The organism is Streptomyces sp. NPDC093085 (assembly GCF_040683935.1).
In the GTDB taxonomy this organism is placed as follows: domain Bacteria; phylum Actinomycetota; class Actinomycetes; order Streptomycetales; family Streptomycetaceae; genus Streptomyces.
This window is the reverse complement of the sequence record NZ_JBFBFB010000005.1, coordinates 1-18,449: the sequence shown is the minus strand read 5'-3', so window position 1 is coordinate 18,449 and position 18,449 is coordinate 1. Positions and strand designations below refer to the sequence as shown.

Below are 18,449 nucleotides of genomic sequence, written 5' to 3'. Positions count from 1 at the left end.
GTCCGGCGCGGCTCAGGGGAGGGCGCGGCTCACGGGACGGCTCGACTCACGGGACGGCTCGACTCACGGGAGGGCGCGGCTCACGGAAGGGTGCGGCGCACCGGGAAGGCGATGTCGCACACCTCGTCGGTGGCCGCGGCGGTGTCCCACCGCGCGAAGTAGACCTCGCGGCAGGGCCCGGCGACCGTGAGCCCCTGGGCCGCGATCCACTCCTCCACCGCCGCGTAGGCGGCGAGGAGCCGCGGATACCCCACCTCGGCCTTGGTGATCCGGACGTACGCGAGCCGCCGTGCGGGCTCGACCCGGACGGTGGGCCGGTGCTCGCGGGGCGCGGCGGCGGCGTACGCCCGCGCCGCCGCCGGGTCCGCCACCGGAACACACGCCTCCGCGGGCCCGTCGCTCTCGCTGTCCAGGCCGATCTCGGCGAGGTACGCGACGAACGGGGCCGCCGCCACGCCCCCGCACTCCCCGGTGGCCGCGGCGGTCAGCCGGCCGAGCGCGGCCGGGATCCAGGTGGGCAGTTGGTCGGCGAGCAGATGCCGGCGCTCGGTGAGTACGGCCTGCTCCGGTACGTCCATGGTCCTGACGTCGTACATGTGGGTGCTCCTGCCGGACAGTAGGGCACGGAGATGGGCGGCCACGGCGCTCCGTACGGCGTGGCGCTCCTCGACGGCGCTCCAGTACGCGGCCACCTCGGCCGCCGCCCGCTCGCCCGGCAGCGCCACCACCTCGGCGATCCGCGCCAGCGGCATGTCGAGCTGCCGGAGCAGCGCGACCAGCCGGGCCCGCTCGACCTGGCCGGTGCGGTACCAGCGGTAGCCGGTGGCCGCGTCGACCCGGTCGGGGGCGAGCAGACCGAGCCGGCCGTACAGCCGGAGCGCCTTCGGCGAGAGCCGCGAACGTGCCGCGAACTCGCCGATCGTGATCAATTCCACATCGTCCACGAGGCTCATCCTCCGTCACCGGGCCCGCTTCGGCCCCGGCGGCAGGAGGGTGTGCCCTGACCTTGGGACAAGGTCAATCCGGCACCGGAAGCTGTGGTTCCGGCGGGGCCGGGGCAGGCGGTGCATTGGCAGACCAATCGAGCCTCGCGGCTGTTTCGACGCTCCGGGATCGGCCATAGTGAGGTGACATGAGGTGTCAACGGTGCGGGAATGGCCAGGGAGTTCCGCTGCCGGGGGAGCAATGCCCCATGTGCGGCGCGATCGCCGAAGGGCCCCAGGGCGTACCGGGTACGACAGGTATGACAGGTATGGCGGGTATGACGGGCGGCCTGGACCATCAGGGCCGCCAGGCCCGCCAGGGTCAGGAGGGGCGGCAGGGCCGGCAGCGCCCAGAGGGCCAGCAGCGCCAAGAGAGCCAACAGGGCCAACAAGGCCGGTCGCAGGCGTATGAGACCCCCGAGGCGGGCGACGACCGCTGGGTGTCCAGGACGATGATGCCGGGCGCGGGCGACGACGACTTACCGCGCCCGTCCGGCCGAAAATCCGGCGCCTCCGACAAACCCCGTACGCCCCGTGGGTCCCGTGGGGCCCGTACTCCTCGTGCCCCGCGCGGATCGCGCGGATCGCGCGGCGCCCGAGGGCTCCGCGCAAGGGGCTCGGGCGGCTCCGCCATCTCCGGCGGCCCGGATGTCTCTGGCACCTCCGGCATCTCCGACGGTTCTCGCGTCGCCGGCATCTCCGGTGTCGCCGGCGGCTCCGCGCCCCGGCCGGGCCCGTTCGGGCCGGCGTCCGGGCCGTCCGCGCCGGCCGCGCGCAAGCGGCTGCTCGGTACGGTGGCGGTGGTGGCCCTGGGCTGCCTGGCCGTGACGGTCGCCGTCGTGGTCAACAACGCGGGCGGCGACGACGGAAGCGACCTCTCCGGTTCCGGCCGGCCGCCGCGGGCCGACGCCCCGGAACTGCCGGGCCTGGGCGGCGGTTCGGACACCCCGAGCACCATCCCGGGCGGCGGCACGGGCGAGGCGGGCGGCGCCGCGCCCGGCACCTCGGCCCCGCCGTTCCCCAGACCGACCCCCTCCGGCTCCCCTTCCCCCGCCCCCTCCGGCGCGGCGGACGGCCCCGGCGAGGGGGAGTGGGCGGGCCCCGGGTGCACGACCGGCTCGTACCGCGAACACGGCCGCTTCGAGAACGGCAAGGCGGCCTGGTACACCGTCAAGACGGGCGGCTACAAGGGGAGTTCCTGCGACGGCAGGTTCTCCTCCGTCCCGATGTCCGGCAGCCCGTACGTGGACGGCCACTCCAGCGCCGTCTGGTCCTGGAAGCTCGACGCGTCGTACGAGAAGTGCGCCCTGGCGGTCTACGTGCCGGACAGCGGGCGCGACGCCGATGTCGCCGGTGACCCCACCGTCTACCAGGTGCTCGCCGATCCGGCGGACGCCGCCTCCGGTTACGCCACCTTCGGCGTACGGCAGACCGCGCACCGGGGCAGCCTGGTCGAGGTGGGCAGCCATGAGGTCAAGGGCGGGACGTTTTCCGTACGGATGGTGGACCGGGGCCAGGACTGGGGCAGCGAGGAACGGTTCGGCGCCCACCACGCGGCGGCGCAGATGCGGGTCACCTGCACATAGCCGCAGGTGACACGCAGTGCCGCCCACTCGACCCCAGCACCCCCCACCCCAACACCGCCCGACCACATCACATTTGACTAACCTTCAATTATCCGACGACCCCTCCGAGCGCCTTGTTTCCGCCAACCCACTTGTGGAAAGGTGCTCCTACTCCTGCTCCTGGAATTCCGGGCTGCCGGCCGCACGGGGGCGCGCCGCCCATGCCGAACAGGTATGTACCAGCCGAGGGTCTGCTTTTCCGGCCAGGACTTCCGCGTGTCACTTTGTGCCCTGGAAGGAAGTAAATCTCCGTGCACACCCCGCCTCCCCCGTGCCCGGCGTACCCGCCCCGTTCCGCGTTTCCGGCCCCGCTCCCGCCCCGCCAGGCGCCAAATCGCCAAAAACCCACCCCCACCCCCGAATCCGAATTCGCTTCCGGTGAATCGGACGAAACCTTACTGGCCGCTCTCCGCGCGGCGGCGGGAACCGGGGACACATACCCCGTGGCGGTGCTCATGGCGCGCCACTGGGAAGCGGTGCACGGCTATGCGGCGGTCTGTCTCGCGTCCCCCGCGCAGAGCGCGTCGGTGGTCGCCGCCGCCACGTTCCGGCAGGTGTTCGAGACGCTGGGCCGGGCCGGCGCCCCCATAGCGCTGCGCCCCCAACTCCTCGTGACCACAGGCGACATGGTCCGTTCCTGGTCAACGGCGGAGCCCATCAAGGAGCTCCTCCCGGAACTGCGGAAACCGGTGGTGGCGCGCGGGATACGCGCCGCGCGGGTGCGGGGCGCCGACCACCGTAAGCTCGCGGTCCGCTCTTTCCGGGCGATGTCGGTAACGGCCCAGTGCCTGCTCTGGCACACCGAGGTCGAGGCCGAACCCATATCCGTACCGGCCGCATTGCTCGCGCTCGACACCGAAACCGCCCAGGCCGATCTGGAACAGGCGCGTGAGGAATTCCGCAGAGGGTGTCTGCGGGCCCATGTCGAAATGGCCCCGAAGCCGGAATGCCGGTATTACAACCGTCTGCTCGATGTCCCGATTCGCCGGGGCGGGGCGCTCCTTCCCGACGTACGGAACCATCTCGCCGTATGTCCGCACTGCCGGGACGCCGCCGACCAACTCGCCCATTTCAACGGCAAGCTGAACGTTCTGCTGGCCGAGGCGGTACTCGGCTGGGGCGCCCGCCGCTATCTCGACCTGAGGGCCGCCACCGCCCGTACGCCCGACCCCGAGGCCGTCCGCCCCGTACGTCCCACGGGCCGCCACTCGGCCCCCACCCGCCGCCGGGTCCGCCCGGCTGCCGCCGCGCTCAACCACCTGACCTCCCTCCCCCCGGTCCCCTCCCGCCTCCTCCTGGCAAGCCTGGGCGCCGGCTCGGTGGCCGTACTCGCGACGGCCCTGGCCGTCAGCCTCTGGCCCGGCACCCCCGCCCGCGAGGATTACGGAGCCGCCGCGTCCAGCAGTGCCTCCACCCCCGACCCGGCCCACTCCGGCTCGGCGGGCGCGGGCCACCGCATCCCGGCCGACCCCACCGGCATGGCCACGGACGCCCCGAACCTCCGGCTCCGCAACGCCGCCGGCGGCCTCTGCCTGGACATCCGCGACGCCCGCATCCGCCCCGGCGCCGAGACCGCGCTGGCCGAGTGCTCCTCCGTCATCACCCAGCAGTGGTCGTACGAGAACGACGGCCGCCTGCGCAGCGCCGCCAACCCCGAGCTCTGCCTCAACTCCCACGCCCCGGACGGCACCGCCTTCCTCTCCCGCTGCACCACCTCCGCCGCCCGCGCCGACGACATCCGCTACGACCTGACGATCCAGGGCGCCCTGATCCCCCGCTGGCAGGAAACCCTCGCCATGGCCCCGGCCTCCGACACCCCCGACGCCGACCTGGTCACCCGCCCGAGGGACGACTCCCCGGAACAACGCTGGCAACCCGACCCCATCACCCCACCACCCCCCACAACAGAAACCCCCCAAACCACCAACACCCACCCCCGCACCCCCAACGCCCCCAACCCCCTCACCGACCCCAACCCCCTCACCGAACCCAACCCCCTCACCGACCCCAACGAAAAAAGCCCCCCTGTGATCACCCGATAACACAGAGGTACGCTTCAAGAGTCCAGGTCCGGCTACCAAGGGGGATGAATGGAAGCGGAGTTGATGGCACTCGCCACGGCGGGCGCCACGGCCTTCGTACAGCAGATGGCGACGGACTCCTGGGCCCAGGCCCGCGCCCGCATCGCCCGCTTCTTCGCCCGCCGCGCCGACGCCGAGGACGGGGTGGTCGAAGGCGAACTGGAGACCTCCCGCGAAGAACTCACCGCGGCGCTGGCCTCCGACGACGAACAGACCGCCGCCGACGTGGAAGCGGCATGGCGCCTCCGCCTCCGGAGAACCCTGGCCGCCAACCCCTCCGCCGCCGCGGAACTCCGCACCATCCTGAACGACCTGACACCCCCCACCCCCGAAGAGCGCCCCATGAACGTCCACAACACCATCAGCGGGGGAGTGCAGCACGGCATGGTGATACAGGCAGGCAACACAGGCCCGATCACCGGCGGCACACCACCCCCCGCCCACGACTGAAAACCGACCCGCCCCCGAGCCCGCCGAGGGCACCGCTCACGGCGCACGCAAAAGGGCCAGTTCAAGAGGATCACGCCTCTGAACTGGCCCTCAGTCCTGTGCCCTCGGCAGGATTCGAACCTGCGACACCCGCTTTAGGAGAGCGGTGCTCTATCCCCTGAGCTACGAAGGCCGGGGCTTGTGGAAAACCTTGGAGAAAACCCAAGAGCGGATCTTCAGCCGAGGCGTACAAGCCCGCTGGTCAGTGGGGGTGCGTTGATGCTTGCGACGGTTTCCCGGGCAGACATCTGGCGCGACCTGACCGCTGACGTTAACAGCCTAGCGGATCGGAGCGGAGGGGAGGCGTGGAGTACCCGGGTGAAGCTGCCGCTGGTAGGTGACCTGCGGGTCTGCGTGTCGTGGGGATGGGCGTGTGGCTTACTGGGGGAGCGAGTGCCCTGATTGTCCGTTCTGTCGATGGTGTGGAGCTTGCGGCGGTCTCGGGCGCCGGGCGGTACCCGCCGACCGGTCGTGGGCGGTCTCCTGGCGTCAATTGCTGTGGAGGCGCGGATCGCTGCAGGGGCTGGGCCGGAGCTGGTGAACGGGGACCGTGTCGCCTGCACGGCACCAGCGATGATTCCGCTGAAGCCGCGGCCGCCTCCGTCCGGTCGCGGGCCGCTGGATGGGGCCGCTCAGGACGGTCAGGTCGCGACTCGGCCCTTGGTCAGCCTTTGCGGGCGTTGATCCCGTCGGTCAGCTGCGGGACGATGTCGAAGAGGTCCCCGACGACGCCGTAGTCGGCCAGCTCGAAGATCGGAGCCTCGGCGTCTTTGTTGACGGCCACGATGATCTTGGACGTCTGCATGCCGGCGCGGTGCTGGATCGCGCCGGAGATGCCGTTGGCGATGTACAGCTGGGGCGAGACCGACTTGCCGGTCTGGCCGACCTGGTTGGTGTGCGGGTACCAGCCGGCGTCGACGGCGGCGCGCGAGGCGCCGACGGCCGCGCCGAGGGAGTCGGCGAGTGCCTCGATGATCGCGAAGTTCTCGGCGCCGTTGACACCCCGGCCGCCGGAGACCACGATCGCGGCCTCGGTCAGCTCGGGGCGGCCCGTCGACGCACGCGGCGTACGGCTGGTGACCTTGGTGCCGGTGGCCTTGTCGGAGAAGGCGACCGACAGCGCCTCGACGGCGCCCGCGGCCGGGGCGGCGTCGACGGCGGCCGAGTTCGGCTTGACCGTGATGACCGGGGTCCCCCTGCTGACGCGGGACTTGGTGGTGAAGGACGCGGCGAACACCGACTGGGTGGCCACCGGGCCCTCCTCGCCGGCCTGAAGGTCGATGGCGTCGGTGATGATGCCGGAGCCGATGCGCAGCGCCAGACGTGCGGCGATCTCCTTGCCCTCGGCGGAGGACGGGACCAGCACGGCGGCCGGGGACACCTGCTCGTAGGCGGTCTGGAGGGCGTCGACCTTCGGTACCACCAGGTAGTCGGCGTACTCCGAAGCGTCGTGGGTGAGGACCCGCGCCGCGCCGTGCTCGGCGAGCGTGTCGACGGTGTCGGTGGCGCCGTCTCCCAGCGCGACGGCGACGGGTTCGCCGATGCGGCGGGCCAGTGTCAGCAGTTCCAGGGCGGGCTTGCCGACGGCGCCGTCCACGTGGTCGATGTAGACGAGGACTTCAGCCATGGGAGTGTTCTCCTGCGTAATGAAGTTGGTGGGCAGTCTGCGTGGGTGAGCCCTTAGATGAACTTCTGGGTCGCGAGGAACTCAGCGAGTTGTTTGCCGCCCTCGCCCTCGTCCTTGACGATGGTGCCGGCCGTGCGCGCCGGGCGCTCGTTCGCGGCCTCGACCGTGGTGAACGCACCCTCCAGGCCGACCTCCTCGGCCTCGATGTCCAGGTCGGACAGGTCCCAGGACTTCACCGGCTTCTTCTTGGCCGCCATGATGCCCTTGAAGGACGGGTAACGCGCCTCGCCGGACTGATCCGTCACGGACACGACCGCCGGGAGGGACGCCTCCAGCTGCTCGCTCGCCGCGTCGCCGTCACGACGGCCCTTGACCGTGCCATGGGGGCCACCCTCGACCGAGACCTCGGAGAGCAGGGTGACCTGCGGGATACCGAGGCGCTCGGCGACCAGTGCCGGCACGACACCCATCGTGCCGTCGGTCGACGCCATACCGGAGAGGACCAGGTCGAAGCCGGCCTTCGCGATCGCCTTGGCCAGGACCAGGGAGGTGCCGATGGCATCGGTGCCGTGCAGGTCGTCGTCCTCGACGTGGACGGCCCTGTCGGCACCCATGGACAGGGCCTTGCGGAGCGCGTCCTTGGCGTTCTCGGGGCCGATGGTCAGCACGGTGACCTCGGCGTCGCCGTCCCCGGCGTAGTTCTCCGCGATCTGGAGGGCCTGCTCGACCGCGTACTCGTCCAGCTCGGAGAGCAGACCGTCCACGTCGTCCCGGTCGGCGGTCAGGTCATCGGCGAAGTGCCGGTCGCCAGTGGCGTCGGGCACATACTTCACACACACCACGATCTTCATGCGTCGACGCCTCCGCGCTTGACGAGCTGGCTCGCGATGACGTTGCGCTGGATCTCGTTGGTCCCCTCACCGACGATCATCAACGGGGCATCGCGGAAGTACCGCTCGACATCGAACTCGGTGGAGTAGCCGTAACCACCATGGATACGGACCGCGGTGAGGGCGATCTGCATCGCGGTCTCGGAGGCGAACAGCTTCGCCATACCGGCCTCCATGTCCACACGCCGGCCCGCCTCCGCCTCCCGGGCGGCGTACAGGGTGAGCTGGCGGGCCGCGGTCAGCGATGTCGCCATGTCCGCCAGGTAGTTGCCGATGGACTGGTGCTGCCAGATCGGCCTGCCGAACGACTCCCTGTCCTGCGCGTAGGCGAGCGCGTCCTCCAGCGCGGCGCGGCCGACCCCGAGGGCGCGGGCGGCGACCTGCAGCCGTCCCGTCTCCAGGCCCTTCATCATCTGCGCGAAGCCCTTGCCCTCGACGCCGCCGAGCACGGCGTCGGCCGGGGCACGGTAGTCCTCGAAGGACACCTCGCAGCTCTCCACGCCCTTGTAACCGAGCTTGGGCAGGTCACGCGAGACGGTCAGGCCGGGGCCGTGCTCGACCAGAAGGATGGACATGCCCTTGTGAGAGGGACTTGCCTCCGGATCCGTCTTGCACAGCAGGGCGATCAGCTGGGAACGGCGCGAGTTGGTGATCCACGTCTTGGCCCCGTTGATCACGTACCCGTCGGCCTGAGCGCGGGCAACCGTGCGCATCGCCTGAAGATCCGAGCCGCCGCCCGGCTCGGTCAGGGCCATCGTCGCCCGGACCTCACCCGTGGCCATCCTCGGCAGGTAGCGCCGCCTCTGTTCCCCGGTGCCGAAGTGCAGCAACAGCTTGGCGACGACGGTGTGGCCGCCCATCGCGCCGGCCAGGCTCATCCAGCCGCGCGACAGTTCCTCGGTGACCAGGACGTAGCAGGGAACGGAGACGGGGGTGCCGCCGTACTCTTCCGGGACGGCGAGGCCGAAGATGCCGAGCTGCTTCATCTGCTCGATCAGCGCTTCGGGATAGGTGTTGGTGTGCTCCAGCTCCCGGACGACGGGCTTGACCTGTTTGTCCACGAAGTCGCGCACCGTGCGGACGATGAACTGCTCGTCCTCGGACAGGATGTCGAGAGTACTCATGCGGTGATGCTCCCTGGAGTGGATCGTGGTCCGGGCGGGCCGGTGTCACAGGTGGTGGTCGGCTCGGAGAGCGGCGATGTCGTCCTTGCCGTACCCCAGTTCGGTCAGAATCCGGTCGGTGTGTTCCCCGGCTGCGGGGACCGCGCCCATGCGCGGGGTGCTGCCGGTCAGGTCGGTCGGCGGCAGCAGTGCCGGGACCATCGCGCCCGACGGGACGCGGACGTCCCGCCAGCGCTCACGCCCGGCGAGCACGGGGTGCGCCAGGAAGTCCTCGATGTCGTTCACACCCGCGTTGGCGATGCCTGTCCCGTCCAGCACCTTCATCACCTCGGCACTGAGGGACTCGGCGAACCGCTCGGCCATGATCGCGTTCAGTTCCTCGCGGTGGGCCACGCGGGCGGCGCCGGTGGCGAAGCGCGGGTCGTCGACCAGGCCGGGTGCGTCGAGGAACCGCTCGCACAGGGCGGTCCATTCGCGTTCGTTCTGGACGGAGAGCAGCACGTCCTTGCCGTCGGCACAGGTGAAGGCGCCGTAGGGGGCGATGGTGGCGTGCTGGGTACCGGCCCGCGGGGGCTGGATGCCGCCGAAGCGGGTGTAGTACGCGGGTTGGCTCACCCACTCCGCGAGCGCCTCGAACAGGGAGACCTCGACGGCTCGTACGGCACCGGTGGTGGCCCGGGTGAGCAGGGCGGTGAGGATGCCCGAGTAGGCGTACATGCCGGCGGCGATGTCGGCGACGGAGATGCCCACCCGGGCGGGCCCGTCCGGGCTGCCGGTCAGGGAGACCAGGCCGGTCTGGCACTGCACCAGCAGGTCGTATGCCTTGCGGTCGGCCCAGGGGCCGGTGGTGCCGTAGCCGGAGAGGGTGCAGGGGATGAGAGAGGGGAAGCGCTCCGTGAGGGAGGCGGCGCCGAAGCCCAGGCGGTCCGTCGCGCCCGGAGCGAGGTTCTGCACGAACACGTCGGCTCGGCCGAGCAGCCGCTCCAGGACCTGCCGACCGCGCTCGGACTTCAGATCGAGGGTCAGGGACTCCTTCGACCGGTTGAGCCAGACGAAGTAGCTGGACTCGCCGTGCACCGTGGTGTCGTACCTGCGGGCGAAGTCGCCGCCTCCTGGACGCTCCACCTTGATGACCCGGGCGCCGAGGTCGGCCAGCTGGCGGGTGGCGAAGGGGGCGGCCACCGCCTGTTCGAGACTGACGACCGTGATGCCGGAAAGCGGCAGGGCTTCAGTGGACGCGGCCATGGGGGTGACCTCCAGGAGGGTTTCTGGTCCCGTACCGGGAGTACCATCATGAAGACTCATGTCATCCAGAGTGAAATAGCAATCCGTGATCCCGCCATGCCGGGTGGGGATGGTGCCGGAGGAAGAGACCGTGGATGTCAAACAGCTCAAGGCGCTCGTCACCGTCGCCGAGGTCGGCAGCGTCACCCGCGCCGCCGAGCTGCTGCACCTGGTGCAGCCTGCGGTCACCCGGCAGATCCGCACCCTGGAACAGGAACTCGGAGTCCCGCTCTTCGAGCGCACCCGCCAGGGCATGCGCGTCACGGACGCCGGGGCGATCATGGTGGACCGGGCCCGGCGCGCCCTGAACGAGCTGGAGAGGGCCCGCGCCGAAGTGCGGCCGGTCCCTGGCGCGGTGACCGGCATCGTCACGGTCGGCCTGCTGGAGAGCACAACCGACCTGCTCGCCACAGCACTCGTGACCGCCGTGACCCGGGACCACCCGGGCATCGAACTGCGGCTCATGACGGCCTATTCCGGGCACCTCCAGCAGTGGCTCGACGACGGCGACCTGGACCTGAGCCTGCTGTACAACCTGGACAGCACACCTTCGCTCAACGCCCGCCCGCTGGTGCGCGAACACCTGTGGGCCGTCGCTCCCGCAGCGGACGGACTGCACGCCGACCGGCCCGTCCCGTTCACCGAGGTCACCAACCACCCGCTCGTCATGCCCGCCTCCGGTCACGCGCTGCGCGCCCTCATCGACGCTGCCGCGGGCCGTGCCGGGGCCGAGTTGCGCGTCGCCGTCCAGACCAACTCCATGTCGGTGCAGAAGCGGCTGGTCCTCGCCGGACACGGCTGGACCGTCCTGCCCGGTGTCGGTATCGCCGAGGATGTCGCCGACGGCACGCTGAGCGCCGCGCCGCTGGTCGAACCCGATGTGCGGCGCTCGATCGTCCTCGCCACGCCCAGATACGGCCGGACACCGCCCGCCGTCGAGGTCGTCGCCCGGGAGTTGGTGCACCAGATCCATTCGGCGGTGGCCCAGGGCAGATGGCTCTCCGCGCAGCTCCCGGGGCCGACGGCGCCGCCGAAGCCCAGTAACCCGTCAGTACGGCCCGAGGGGCACTCATGACCAACACCAACGCCAAGACCGACACCGACTCGCCGCGGCAGGCCTTCGCGCGCGCCGCGGACGGCACCACACTCGCCTGTCAGAGGCAAGGCACCGGCTTTCCGCTCGTGCTCCTCGCCGGGCAGGCGAACAACCACCACTGGTGGGACGGCATCCGCGCGGACTTCCACGCCACACACAGCACGATCACCCTGGACTACCGGGGCACAGGTGCCAGTGCCAAGCCCCGTCACGACTATTCCACTGAGCAGTTCGGGGACGACGTGATCGCCGTACTGGATGATCTGGGTATCGGGCGTGCCGATGTGTACGGCACCTCCATGGGCGGCCGGGTGGCTCAGTGGATCGCCGTACGCCACCCGGAGCGGATCCGGCGCCTGGTCCTCGGCTGCACCACGCCGGGCGGCCCGCACGCCGTCGAGCGGGATGCCTCGGTACGGCGGGCCCTGGCCCAGCCCGACCCGGAAGCCGCCCGGCAGGCCCTGATCGACCTCATGTACTCCCCGGCCTGGCGCGCCACCCACCCGGGCCCCTACGCCACCCTCGGTGACCCCGGCATGCCACCGCACGCCCGCCACGGCCACCTGCTCGCCAGCAACCGGCACGACGCCTGGGATGCCCTGCCCGCCGTCACCGCGCCGACGCTGATCCTCCACGGCGACCAGGACCGTATGGCGCCGCCGGACAACCTTCCCCTGCTCGCCGCCCGGATCCCCGACACGCGCACCCATCTCTTCCGGGGAGCCCGGCACGCGTACTTCGAGGAGTGCAGGGCCGAGGCGAGCACACTGGTCTCGGCATTCCTGGGAGGTGAGGTGTAGCCATACCGGCACGGCATACCGGGATCACGCCTTTCTATTGTTCTGCGCCATCCATCAGCACTCATGATGTGCGCCATGAGCCAGACAGCCACTTCCGCGCCGCCCTCCTGGCAGGAGGACGTTTTCTCCTCGTTGAAGAAGCGGGGCATCCAGCAGATCGCCTACGTACCGGACGCAGGCCACTCCCACACCATCCGCGAGGCCCAGCGCGACCCCGCCATCCATGACGTGGTGCTGACCACCGAGGAGGAGGGCGTCGCTGTCGTCAGCGGTGCCTGGCTGGGTGGGCAGCGCGCCGTCCTGCTGATGCAGAGCAGCGGCGTCGGCAACTGCGTGAACATGTTCTCGCTCCCGCAGATGTGCCAGTTCCCCTTCCTGACGCTGGTGACGATGCGCGGCGAGTACGCCGACTTCAACCCGTGGCAGGGCCCCATGGGCCGCACGACCCAGCAGGCACTGGAACTGATGGGGATCACCGTGCTACGGGCGGACACGCCCGACGAGGTCCGCCAGACGGTCGAGGCCGCGCTGGATTCGGTCTTCGAGGCGGGTGAGCGTGTCGCCGTGCTGCTCGGACAGAAACTGATCGGCCGCAAGAAGTGGGAGCGCAACTGATGACCGCCACCGCCGAGGTACGTCTCGACCGGCGCCGCTTCGTCGCGGACCTGATCGTCCGCCTCCCCGAGGACACCCTGGTCGTCACCGGACTCGGCTCTCCCAGCTACGACGTGTTCGCCGCCGGCGACCGGCCCACGAACTTCTACCTGTGGGGAGCGATGGGCGCCGCCGCGCCGCTCGCCCTCGGCCTGGCCCTCGCCCGGCCCGACCGGCCGGTCGTCGCGCTCACCGGAGACGGCGAACACCTCATGGGCATCGGCGCGCTGGCCACCATCGGAGCCCAGCTTCCGCCCAATCTGACCCTGGTCGTCCTGGACAACGCCCACTTCGGCGAGACCGGCATGCAGCCCAGCCACACCGGCCTCGGCACCGACCTCGTCGCCGTCGCCCGGGGCTTCGGCATCCGCGACGCCGTGCGGATCAGCGACCTCGCGCAGACGGACGACCTGGCCGCACGCATCACGGCGCGTACGGCGACGACGTACGCACACGTCCTCATCGCCACCGACGAACCGCCCCGTGCCCTACCACCTCGCGATGGTGTGGCCAACAAGAACTCCTTCCGTGCCGCGCTCGGGCTGAGCACCTTCTGATCAGGCGGATTCCCCATGCAGCGCTACGAGTTGTTCATCGACGGCGAGAATCGTAAGGCTGAGGGTGACGCCTGGTTCCCTACCGAGAACCCCTATCTGGGCACCCCCTGGGCCGAGATCGCTCAGGGCACAGCGCGCGATGTCGACGACGCCGCCCGCGCCGCCCACCGGGCCCTGCACACCGGCCCCTGGGCCGAGCTGACCGCCAGCGCCCGCGGCGCCCTGCTGAGACGGCTCGGCGACACCATCGCCGCGCACGCCCGTGAGCTTGCCGAGGTCGAAGTACGCGACAACGGCAAGCTGTTCACCGAGATGCTCGGGCAGGTCGCCTACGTCCCGCAGTGGTTCCACTACTACGGCGGGCTCGCCGACAAGGTCGAGGGGACCGTGCTCCCCTTGGACAAGAAAGGCTACTTCGCCTACACGAAGAAGGAGCCTGTCGGGGTCGTGGCGGTCATCACGCCATGGAACTCTCCGTTGTTGCTGCTGGCCTGGAAGCTCGCTCCGGCCCTCGCCGCGGGCTGCACGGTCGTGGTCAAGCCCTCGGAGTTCACCTCCGCCTCCACCCTGGAACTGGCCCGGCTCTTCCACGAGGCGGGGCTGCCGCCGGGCGTGTTCAACGTCGTCACCGGGTTCGGCCGGGAGGTCGGTGCCGCGCTCGTCGAACACCCCCTGGTCCGTAAGGTCGGCTTCACCGGCTCGGACGCCACCGGCCGTCATATCAACCAGGCCGCCGCCCGCGACTTCAAGCATGTCAGTCTCGAACTCGGCGGCAAGTCCCCCAACATCGTCTTCGCCGACGCCGATCTGGAGGCCGCGGTCAACGGCGCCGTCTCCGGCATCTTCGCCGCCACTGGGCAGACCTGCATCGCCGGATCCCGGCTCCTGGTGCAGCAGGACGTCCACGACGAGGTCGTCGGCCGCCTGACGGACCTCGCGGGCACGGCCCGTATGGGCGATCCGATGGACCAGGACACTCAGGTCGGGCCGATCACCACACCCGCCCAGTACACCAAGGTCCTCGAATACATCGACATCGCGCAGCGGGAAGGCGCCCGGCTCGCCCTCGGTGGCAAGGCCGCCGAACGCGGGGGCCTGTTCGTCGAGCCCACCGTTTTCACCGACGTTCACAACGGCATGCGCATCGCCCAGGAGGAGGTCTTCGGCCCCGTCCTCGCCGTCATCCCCTTCCGGGACGAGGACGAGGCCGTCGAGATCGCCAACGACAGCCGCTACGGCCTCGGCGCAGGCGTGTGGACCGGCGACATGGGACGAGCCTTCCGCATGGCCGACCGCATCCGCTCCGGCACCGTCTGGGTCAACACCTATCGCGCGGTCAGCTATCTGGCCCCCTTCGGCGGCTTCAAGGACTCCGGCCTCGGCCGCGAGAACGGCATCGACGCCATCAACGACTACCTCGAGAACAAGAGCGTCTGGATCAACACCGGCGCACCCACCGGCAACCCCTTCGTCCTGCGCTGAGAGGACCCGCAGGCCGCTTTCCCCACCGCGACAACGAGCAACGGAGCTTCCTATGTCGCAGAGCCGCACTCCCTCCGCCACGGCACACTCCCGCGTCACCGCCAATGTCGTCCGTGGCTGTCTGGGCAATCTGATCGAGTGGTACGACTGGTTCGCCTACGCCACCTTCAGCATCTACTTCGCCTCCGCATTCTTTCCCGAGGGCAACCAGACAGCCCAACTCCTCTCCACGGCAGCCGTCTTCGCCGTCGGCTTCCTGATGCGCCCACTGGGCGGCTGGGTGCTCGGCGCCTATGCCGACCGGTACGGCCGCCGCCGTGCCCTGACTCTGTCGGTCACCCTGATGAGTGCGGGCTCCCTCACCATCGCGCTCACCCCCGGCCACGCCACCATCGGCCTGTGGGCCCCCGTCCTCCTGGTCCTGGCCCGGCTGCTCCAAGGCCTCTCCGTGGGCGGCGAGTTCGGCTCCAGCGCTTCCTATCTCGCCGAAATCGCCCCTCCGGGCCGGCGCGGCTTCTACTCCAGCTTCCAGTACGTGTCCATCGTGCTGGGCCAGCTCGCGGCCCTGCTCGTGGCGATCATCCTGCAGAACACCCTCACCGACGGCCAGCTGCAGAGCTGGGGCTGGCGCATCCCCTTCGTGATCGGCGCCGTGGCCGGGCTGGCCGTGATGTATCTACGCCGCACCATGGAGGAGTCTCAGCACTTCCGGCAGGAGAAGGAGAAAGCCGGCGCACCGCACGAACGCAAGGGAATCCACTCCCTGTTCACCGAGTACCCGCGCCAGCTGCTGGCTGTCTTCGGACTCGCCATCGGTGGCACCGTCGCCTTCTACACGTACACCACCTATCTCCAGAAGTACCTGGTGAACACCGCGGGCATCCCGAAACCGACGGTCTCCGTGATCGGCTTCGCCGCCCTGTTCGTCTACATGCTGCTCCAGCCCGCCGCGGGTGCCCTGTCCGACCGGGTCGGCCGCCGCCCGGTCATGTTCGCCTTCTCCATCGGCGGCATGGTCCTGACCGTTCCACTGATGACCACCCTCGGGCACACCAGCAGTCCATGGCTCGCCTTCCTGCTGATGACTCTCGCCCTGACCTTCCTGAGCGGGTACTCGGCACTGGCCGCCATCATCAAGGCCGAGATGTTCCCCACCAAGGTCCGGGCCCTGGGAGTCGGCCTGCCGCACGCCCTGGTCACCGCCACCTTCGGCGGGCTGACCGAACCGATCGCGCTGGCCCTGAAAAAGGGCGGCCACGAGAGCGTCTTCTTCTGGTACGTCACCGCCTGCATAGCCCTGACCTTCCTGGCCACCCTCGTCGTCCGCGAACCCTCCCGGGCTTCCCTGCTGGAAGAGACGGGAACGGTCCCCGCAGCACCGGCCTCGCCCAAGACCGCTCCACTGACCTGACCAACCGGCGACACAGAGACGACGATACCCATGCACCCCACGCTCGCCTCCCACGTGGAGGCATGGCACCCCGAACCGGACACCTGTGCGGACGACCTGACGCCGGGACCGACAACGGCCCTCTCCGCACTGCTGGACCTCCCCGGCACCACCGCCAAGCCCGGCGACCCCCTGCCGCCGCTATGGCACTGGCTGTACTTCCTGCGCTGGGCACCTCAGCGGGACCTCGGCCCCGACGGCCACCTACGCGACGCCCGCTTCCTGCCGCCCATCCCCGAGCGCCGCCGGATGTTCGCCGGTGGCCGGTGCGAGATCACCGCACCCCTGCGCCTCGGCGAGCCCACCGAGCGCGTCAGCAGCCTCGCCGCCGTCACCCCCAAACAGGGCCGCAGCGGCGAACTGCTCTTCGTCACCGAACGCCAGGAGTTCCGGCAGCACGGCAGCACCTGCCTCGTCGAGGAACAGGACATCGTCTACCGGTCGGGAGAGGGCTCCACGCCCCGGCACCCGGGCATACCCGGAAAATCGCCCGCTCCGGACCCCGAGGGCCCCTGGCAGCTGCCTCTTCAGCCGACCGAGACCCTGCTCTTCCGGTTCAGCGCGCTCACCGCCAACGCCCACCGCATCCACTACGACACCCCGTACTGCCGTGACGTGGAGGGCTATCCCGGCCTCGTCGTGCACGGACCGCTGCTGGCCCTGCTCATGATGGAACTGGTCCGCCGCAACGCCCCGGAGCGGCGGGTGCGCTCGCTGTCCTACCGGCTGCACCGGCCGGCCTTCGTGGGCGAGCGCCTGCTGGCCGACGGCACGCCGTCCGAAGGTCGCGGGGCCCGGCTGCGCGTCGCCACCCACCGAGAGACGCGCCATGCCGCCGCCGAGGTGACCTTCGCATGAGCCGACCGGACATCGAGCGCATCGCAGCCGCGCGCACCCTGCTCTTCGTCCCCGGCGACCGCCCCGACCGGTTCGCCAAGGCGGCCGCCTCAGGCGCCGACCTGGTCATCATCGACCTGGAGGACGCCGTCGCCCCTGCCGACAAGGAAGCGGCCCGCAGCCACGCCGGCGCGTGGCTCGCGCGCGGCGAACGCGCCGTCGTACGCGTCAACCCACCCGGCACGCCCTGGCACGAGGCCGACCTCGCGACGGCCGCCGAGCACGCCTGCCCGGTCATGGTGCCCAAGGCCGAGCAACCGGAGACCCTCAAGCAGATCACTGCCGGCACCTCCGCCCGCTGCCCGCTGATCCCGCTGATCGAAACGGCCCTCGGCATCGAACGCTCCCCCGAACTGTGCGCCGTCCCCGGAGCCGTCCGCGCCGCTTTCGGCAACGTCGACCTGGCCGCCCAGCTCGGCGTGGCCCCCGACGACCACACGGCCCTGACCTACGCCCGTTCCCGGCTGGTCCTGGCCTCCGTCGCCACAGGCGCCCACCCTCCGATCGACGGCGTCACCACCGCCATGAGGGACCCCGACGCCCTGCACGAGGACACGGCACACGCACGGCGCCTGGGGTTCACCGGCAAGTTGTGCGTTCATCCGGACCAGGTCGCGCCTGTGGCGGCGGCGTTCACTCCCGCACCCGACGAACTGCGCTGGGCGCGACGCGTCCTGGAAGTCGGCGAGTCGGTCACCACGCTCGACGGGCAGATGGTCGACCGGCCGGTCCTCGAACGCGCGCGCTCCGTGCTGGCCCGCGCCGGAGAACCTCGTACCGCACACTGACGCCGATCCCGCCGGGCCAGATCCCGCACCGGGGCACGTTACGGCGCGGGAACCGGGGCGGACGTTCATGGAGAGCACCGCCCACGCCCGGGACACGTCTGGACACGTCTGGACACGACAGCGGTAGTACGTCGAAGTGCCGCTCAGCCGGCAGGCCGATCTCTCGGCCTGCCGGCTGAGCGCTGTCCAGTTCGGGGACGGTACAGCCCCACCAGGGGCAGCCGGGATGTTCGGATCACCCATGCGATCGCTCGGCCTGTTCCGCACCGCTCCCCAACTACGCCAAGTCCTCCGGAACCACCGATGTCCTGACGGACTCAAGGAGGAGCTGGGCGACGTCCACCACCTGGAGCGACTCCTTGGCCTGGCCGTCGCCCTTCTTGCTGTTGACGGAGTCCGTCAGCATGACGAGGCAGAACGGGCAGGCCGTCGAGACGATGTCCGGGTCGAGGGAGAGGGCCTCGTCGACGCGCTCGTTGTTGACGCGTTTGCCGATGCGCTCCTCCATCCACATCCGCGCGCCGCCCGCGCCGCAGCAGAAGCCGCGTTCCTTGTGGCGGTGCATCTCCTGCTGGCGCAGGCCGGGAACGGCGGACATGATCTCGCGGGGCGGGGTGTAGAC

17 protein-coding genes and 1 tRNA gene are annotated in these 18,449 nt (G+C 70.5%); 11 read left to right on the top strand and 7 right to left on the bottom strand.

Annotated elements, in window-relative coordinates; translation table 11 throughout:
- Positions 1–80: 80 nt before the first annotated feature.
- On the bottom strand, positions 81–953 hold the full coding sequence (locus AB0O07_RS16615; RefSeq protein WP_365633190.1) for a MerR family transcriptional regulator: 873 nt from the start codon (positions 951–953) through the stop codon (positions 81–83).
- Between the two features lie 299 nt (positions 954–1,252).
- Between AB0O07_RS16615 and AB0O07_RS16610 the strand changes: the two genes are divergently transcribed.
- The 3 genes from AB0O07_RS16610 to AB0O07_RS16600 all read left to right on the top strand — a co-directional run bounded on the left by AB0O07_RS16610 (position 1,253) and on the right by AB0O07_RS16600 (position 5,139).
- Entirely contained in the window at positions 1,253–2,569 is a 1,317-nt protein-coding gene (locus tag AB0O07_RS16610) for an adhesin (protein ID WP_365633187.1), read from the top strand.
- A 482-nt stretch (positions 2,570–3,051) separates the two neighbouring features.
- Positions 3,052–4,650: an RICIN domain-containing protein gene (locus AB0O07_RS16605; protein ID WP_365633184.1), complete on the top strand. Its 1,599-nt coding sequence runs from the start codon at positions 3,052–3,054 to the stop codon at positions 4,648–4,650.
- Between the two features lie 48 nt (positions 4,651–4,698).
- Positions 4,699–5,139: a hypothetical protein gene (locus AB0O07_RS16600; protein WP_365633181.1), complete on the top strand. Its 441-nt coding sequence runs from the start codon at positions 4,699–4,701 to the stop codon at positions 5,137–5,139.
- A gap of 99 nt (positions 5,140–5,238) precedes the next feature.
- Here AB0O07_RS16600 and AB0O07_RS16595 read toward each other — a convergent pair.
- From AB0O07_RS16595 to AB0O07_RS16575, 5 genes are all read right to left on the bottom strand, one after another.
- Positions 5,239–5,311 (bottom strand) — tRNA-Arg (locus AB0O07_RS16595).
- A 531-nt stretch (positions 5,312–5,842) separates the two neighbouring features.
- Positions 5,843–6,805 (bottom strand): electron transfer flavoprotein subunit alpha/FixB family protein, encoded by a 963-nt coding sequence (locus tag AB0O07_RS16590; RefSeq protein WP_365633178.1) that lies wholly within the window; start codon positions 6,803–6,805, stop codon positions 5,843–5,845.
- 53 nt (positions 6,806–6,858) lie between these two features.
- On the bottom strand, positions 6,859–7,656 hold the full coding sequence (locus AB0O07_RS16585; RefSeq protein ID WP_365633175.1) for an electron transfer flavoprotein subunit beta/FixA family protein: 798 nt from the start codon (positions 7,654–7,656) through the stop codon (positions 6,859–6,861).
- Positions 7,653–8,819, bottom strand: coding sequence for an acyl-CoA dehydrogenase family protein (locus AB0O07_RS16580; RefSeq protein ID WP_365633172.1), 1,167 nt, complete (start codon positions 8,817–8,819; stop codon positions 7,653–7,655). Before AB0O07_RS16580 ends, AB0O07_RS16585 begins: the two co-directional genes overlap by 4 nt.
- Before the next feature lie 45 nt (positions 8,820–8,864).
- Positions 8,865–10,064 (bottom strand): CaiB/BaiF CoA-transferase family protein, encoded by a 1,200-nt coding sequence (locus AB0O07_RS16575; RefSeq protein WP_365634225.1) that lies wholly within the window; start codon positions 10,062–10,064, stop codon positions 8,865–8,867.
- 130 nt (positions 10,065–10,194) lie between these two features.
- Between AB0O07_RS16575 and AB0O07_RS16570 the strand changes: the two genes are divergently transcribed.
- From AB0O07_RS16570 to AB0O07_RS16535, 8 genes are all read left to right on the top strand, one after another.
- The gene (locus tag AB0O07_RS16570; RefSeq protein WP_365633169.1) at positions 10,195–11,178 is read left to right on the top strand and encodes a LysR family transcriptional regulator; all 984 of its coding nucleotides are present in this window, start codon (positions 10,195–10,197) and stop codon (positions 11,176–11,178) included.
- Entirely contained in the window at positions 11,175–11,999 is an 825-nt protein-coding gene (locus tag AB0O07_RS16565) for an alpha/beta fold hydrolase (RefSeq protein WP_365633166.1), read from the top strand. The genes AB0O07_RS16570 and AB0O07_RS16565 overlap by 4 nt, the downstream gene beginning before the upstream one ends.
- Positions 12,000–12,074: 75 nt before the next feature.
- Entirely contained in the window at positions 12,075–12,614 is a 540-nt protein-coding gene (locus AB0O07_RS16560) for a phosphonopyruvate decarboxylase (protein WP_365633163.1), read from the top strand.
- Positions 12,614–13,210, top strand: coding sequence for a thiamine pyrophosphate-dependent enzyme (locus tag AB0O07_RS16555; protein ID WP_365633160.1), 597 nt, complete (start codon positions 12,614–12,616; stop codon positions 13,208–13,210). The genes AB0O07_RS16560 and AB0O07_RS16555 overlap by 1 nt, the downstream gene beginning before the upstream one ends.
- A gap of 15 nt (positions 13,211–13,225) precedes the next feature.
- Positions 13,226–14,692, top strand: a complete 1,467-nt coding sequence (locus tag AB0O07_RS16550) for an aldehyde dehydrogenase (RefSeq protein WP_365633157.1) — start codon at positions 13,226–13,228, stop codon at positions 14,690–14,692.
- Between the two features lie 52 nt (positions 14,693–14,744).
- Positions 14,745–16,103 carry an MFS transporter gene (locus tag AB0O07_RS16545; protein WP_365633154.1) on the top strand — a complete coding sequence of 453 codons (1,359 nt, stop codon included), beginning with the start codon at positions 14,745–14,747 and terminating at the stop codon, positions 16,101–16,103.
- A gap of 30 nt (positions 16,104–16,133) precedes the next feature.
- Positions 16,134–17,000 carry a hypothetical protein gene (locus tag AB0O07_RS16540; RefSeq protein ID WP_365633151.1) on the top strand — a complete coding sequence of 289 codons (867 nt, stop codon included), beginning with the start codon at positions 16,134–16,136 and terminating at the stop codon, positions 16,998–17,000.
- On the top strand, positions 16,997–17,827 hold the full coding sequence (locus tag AB0O07_RS16535; protein WP_365633148.1) for a CoA ester lyase: 831 nt from the start codon (positions 16,997–16,999) through the stop codon (positions 17,825–17,827). The genes AB0O07_RS16540 and AB0O07_RS16535 overlap by 4 nt, the downstream gene beginning before the upstream one ends.
- A 277-nt stretch (positions 17,828–18,104) precedes the next feature.
- Here AB0O07_RS16535 and AB0O07_RS16530 read toward each other — a convergent pair.
- On the bottom strand, positions 18,105–18,449 hold a 345-nt coding region (locus AB0O07_RS16530; RefSeq protein ID WP_365633145.1), incomplete at its 5' end, for a heterodisulfide reductase-related iron-sulfur binding cluster.

What these genes read in the sequence shown, in the direction of transcription:
- AB0O07_RS16590 (WP_365633178.1), bottom strand. Translation starts at nt 6,805, where the DNA reads ATGGCTGAAGTCCTCGTCTACATCGACCACGTGGACGGCGCCGTCGGC.
- AB0O07_RS16535 (WP_365633148.1), top strand. Translation starts at nt 16,997, where the DNA reads ATGAGCCGACCGGACATCGAGCGCATCGCAGCCGCGCGCACCCTGCTC.
- AB0O07_RS16580 (WP_365633172.1), bottom strand. Translation starts at nt 8,819, where the DNA reads ATGAGTACTCTCGACATCCTGTCCGAGGACGAGCAGTTCATCGTCCGC.
- AB0O07_RS16555 (WP_365633160.1), top strand. Translation starts at nt 12,614, where the DNA reads ATGACCGCCACCGCCGAGGTACGTCTCGACCGGCGCCGCTTCGTCGCG.
- AB0O07_RS16560 (WP_365633163.1), top strand. Translation starts at nt 12,075, where the DNA reads ATGAGCCAGACAGCCACTTCCGCGCCGCCCTCCTGGCAGGAGGACGTT.
- AB0O07_RS16565 (WP_365633166.1), top strand. Translation starts at nt 11,175, where the DNA reads ATGACCAACACCAACGCCAAGACCGACACCGACTCGCCGCGGCAGGCC.
- AB0O07_RS16610 (WP_365633187.1), top strand. Translation starts at nt 1,253, where the DNA reads ATGGCGGGTATGACGGGCGGCCTGGACCATCAGGGCCGCCAGGCCCGC.
- AB0O07_RS16585 (WP_365633175.1), bottom strand. Translation starts at nt 7,656, where the DNA reads ATGAAGATCGTGGTGTGTGTGAAGTATGTGCCCGACGCCACTGGCGAC.
- AB0O07_RS16615 (WP_365633190.1), bottom strand. Translation starts at nt 953, where the DNA reads ATGAGCCTCGTGGACGATGTGGAATTGATCACGATCGGCGAGTTCGCG.
- AB0O07_RS16540 (WP_365633151.1), top strand. Translation starts at nt 16,134, where the DNA reads ATGCACCCCACGCTCGCCTCCCACGTGGAGGCATGGCACCCCGAACCG.
- AB0O07_RS16550 (WP_365633157.1), top strand. Translation starts at nt 13,226, where the DNA reads ATGCAGCGCTACGAGTTGTTCATCGACGGCGAGAATCGTAAGGCTGAG.
- AB0O07_RS16575 (WP_365634225.1), bottom strand. Translation starts at nt 10,064, where the DNA reads ATGGCCGCGTCCACTGAAGCCCTGCCGCTTTCCGGCATCACGGTCGTC.
- AB0O07_RS16600 (WP_365633181.1), top strand. Translation starts at nt 4,699, where the DNA reads ATGGAAGCGGAGTTGATGGCACTCGCCACGGCGGGCGCCACGGCCTTC.
- AB0O07_RS16545 (WP_365633154.1), top strand. Translation starts at nt 14,745, where the DNA reads ATGTCGCAGAGCCGCACTCCCTCCGCCACGGCACACTCCCGCGTCACC.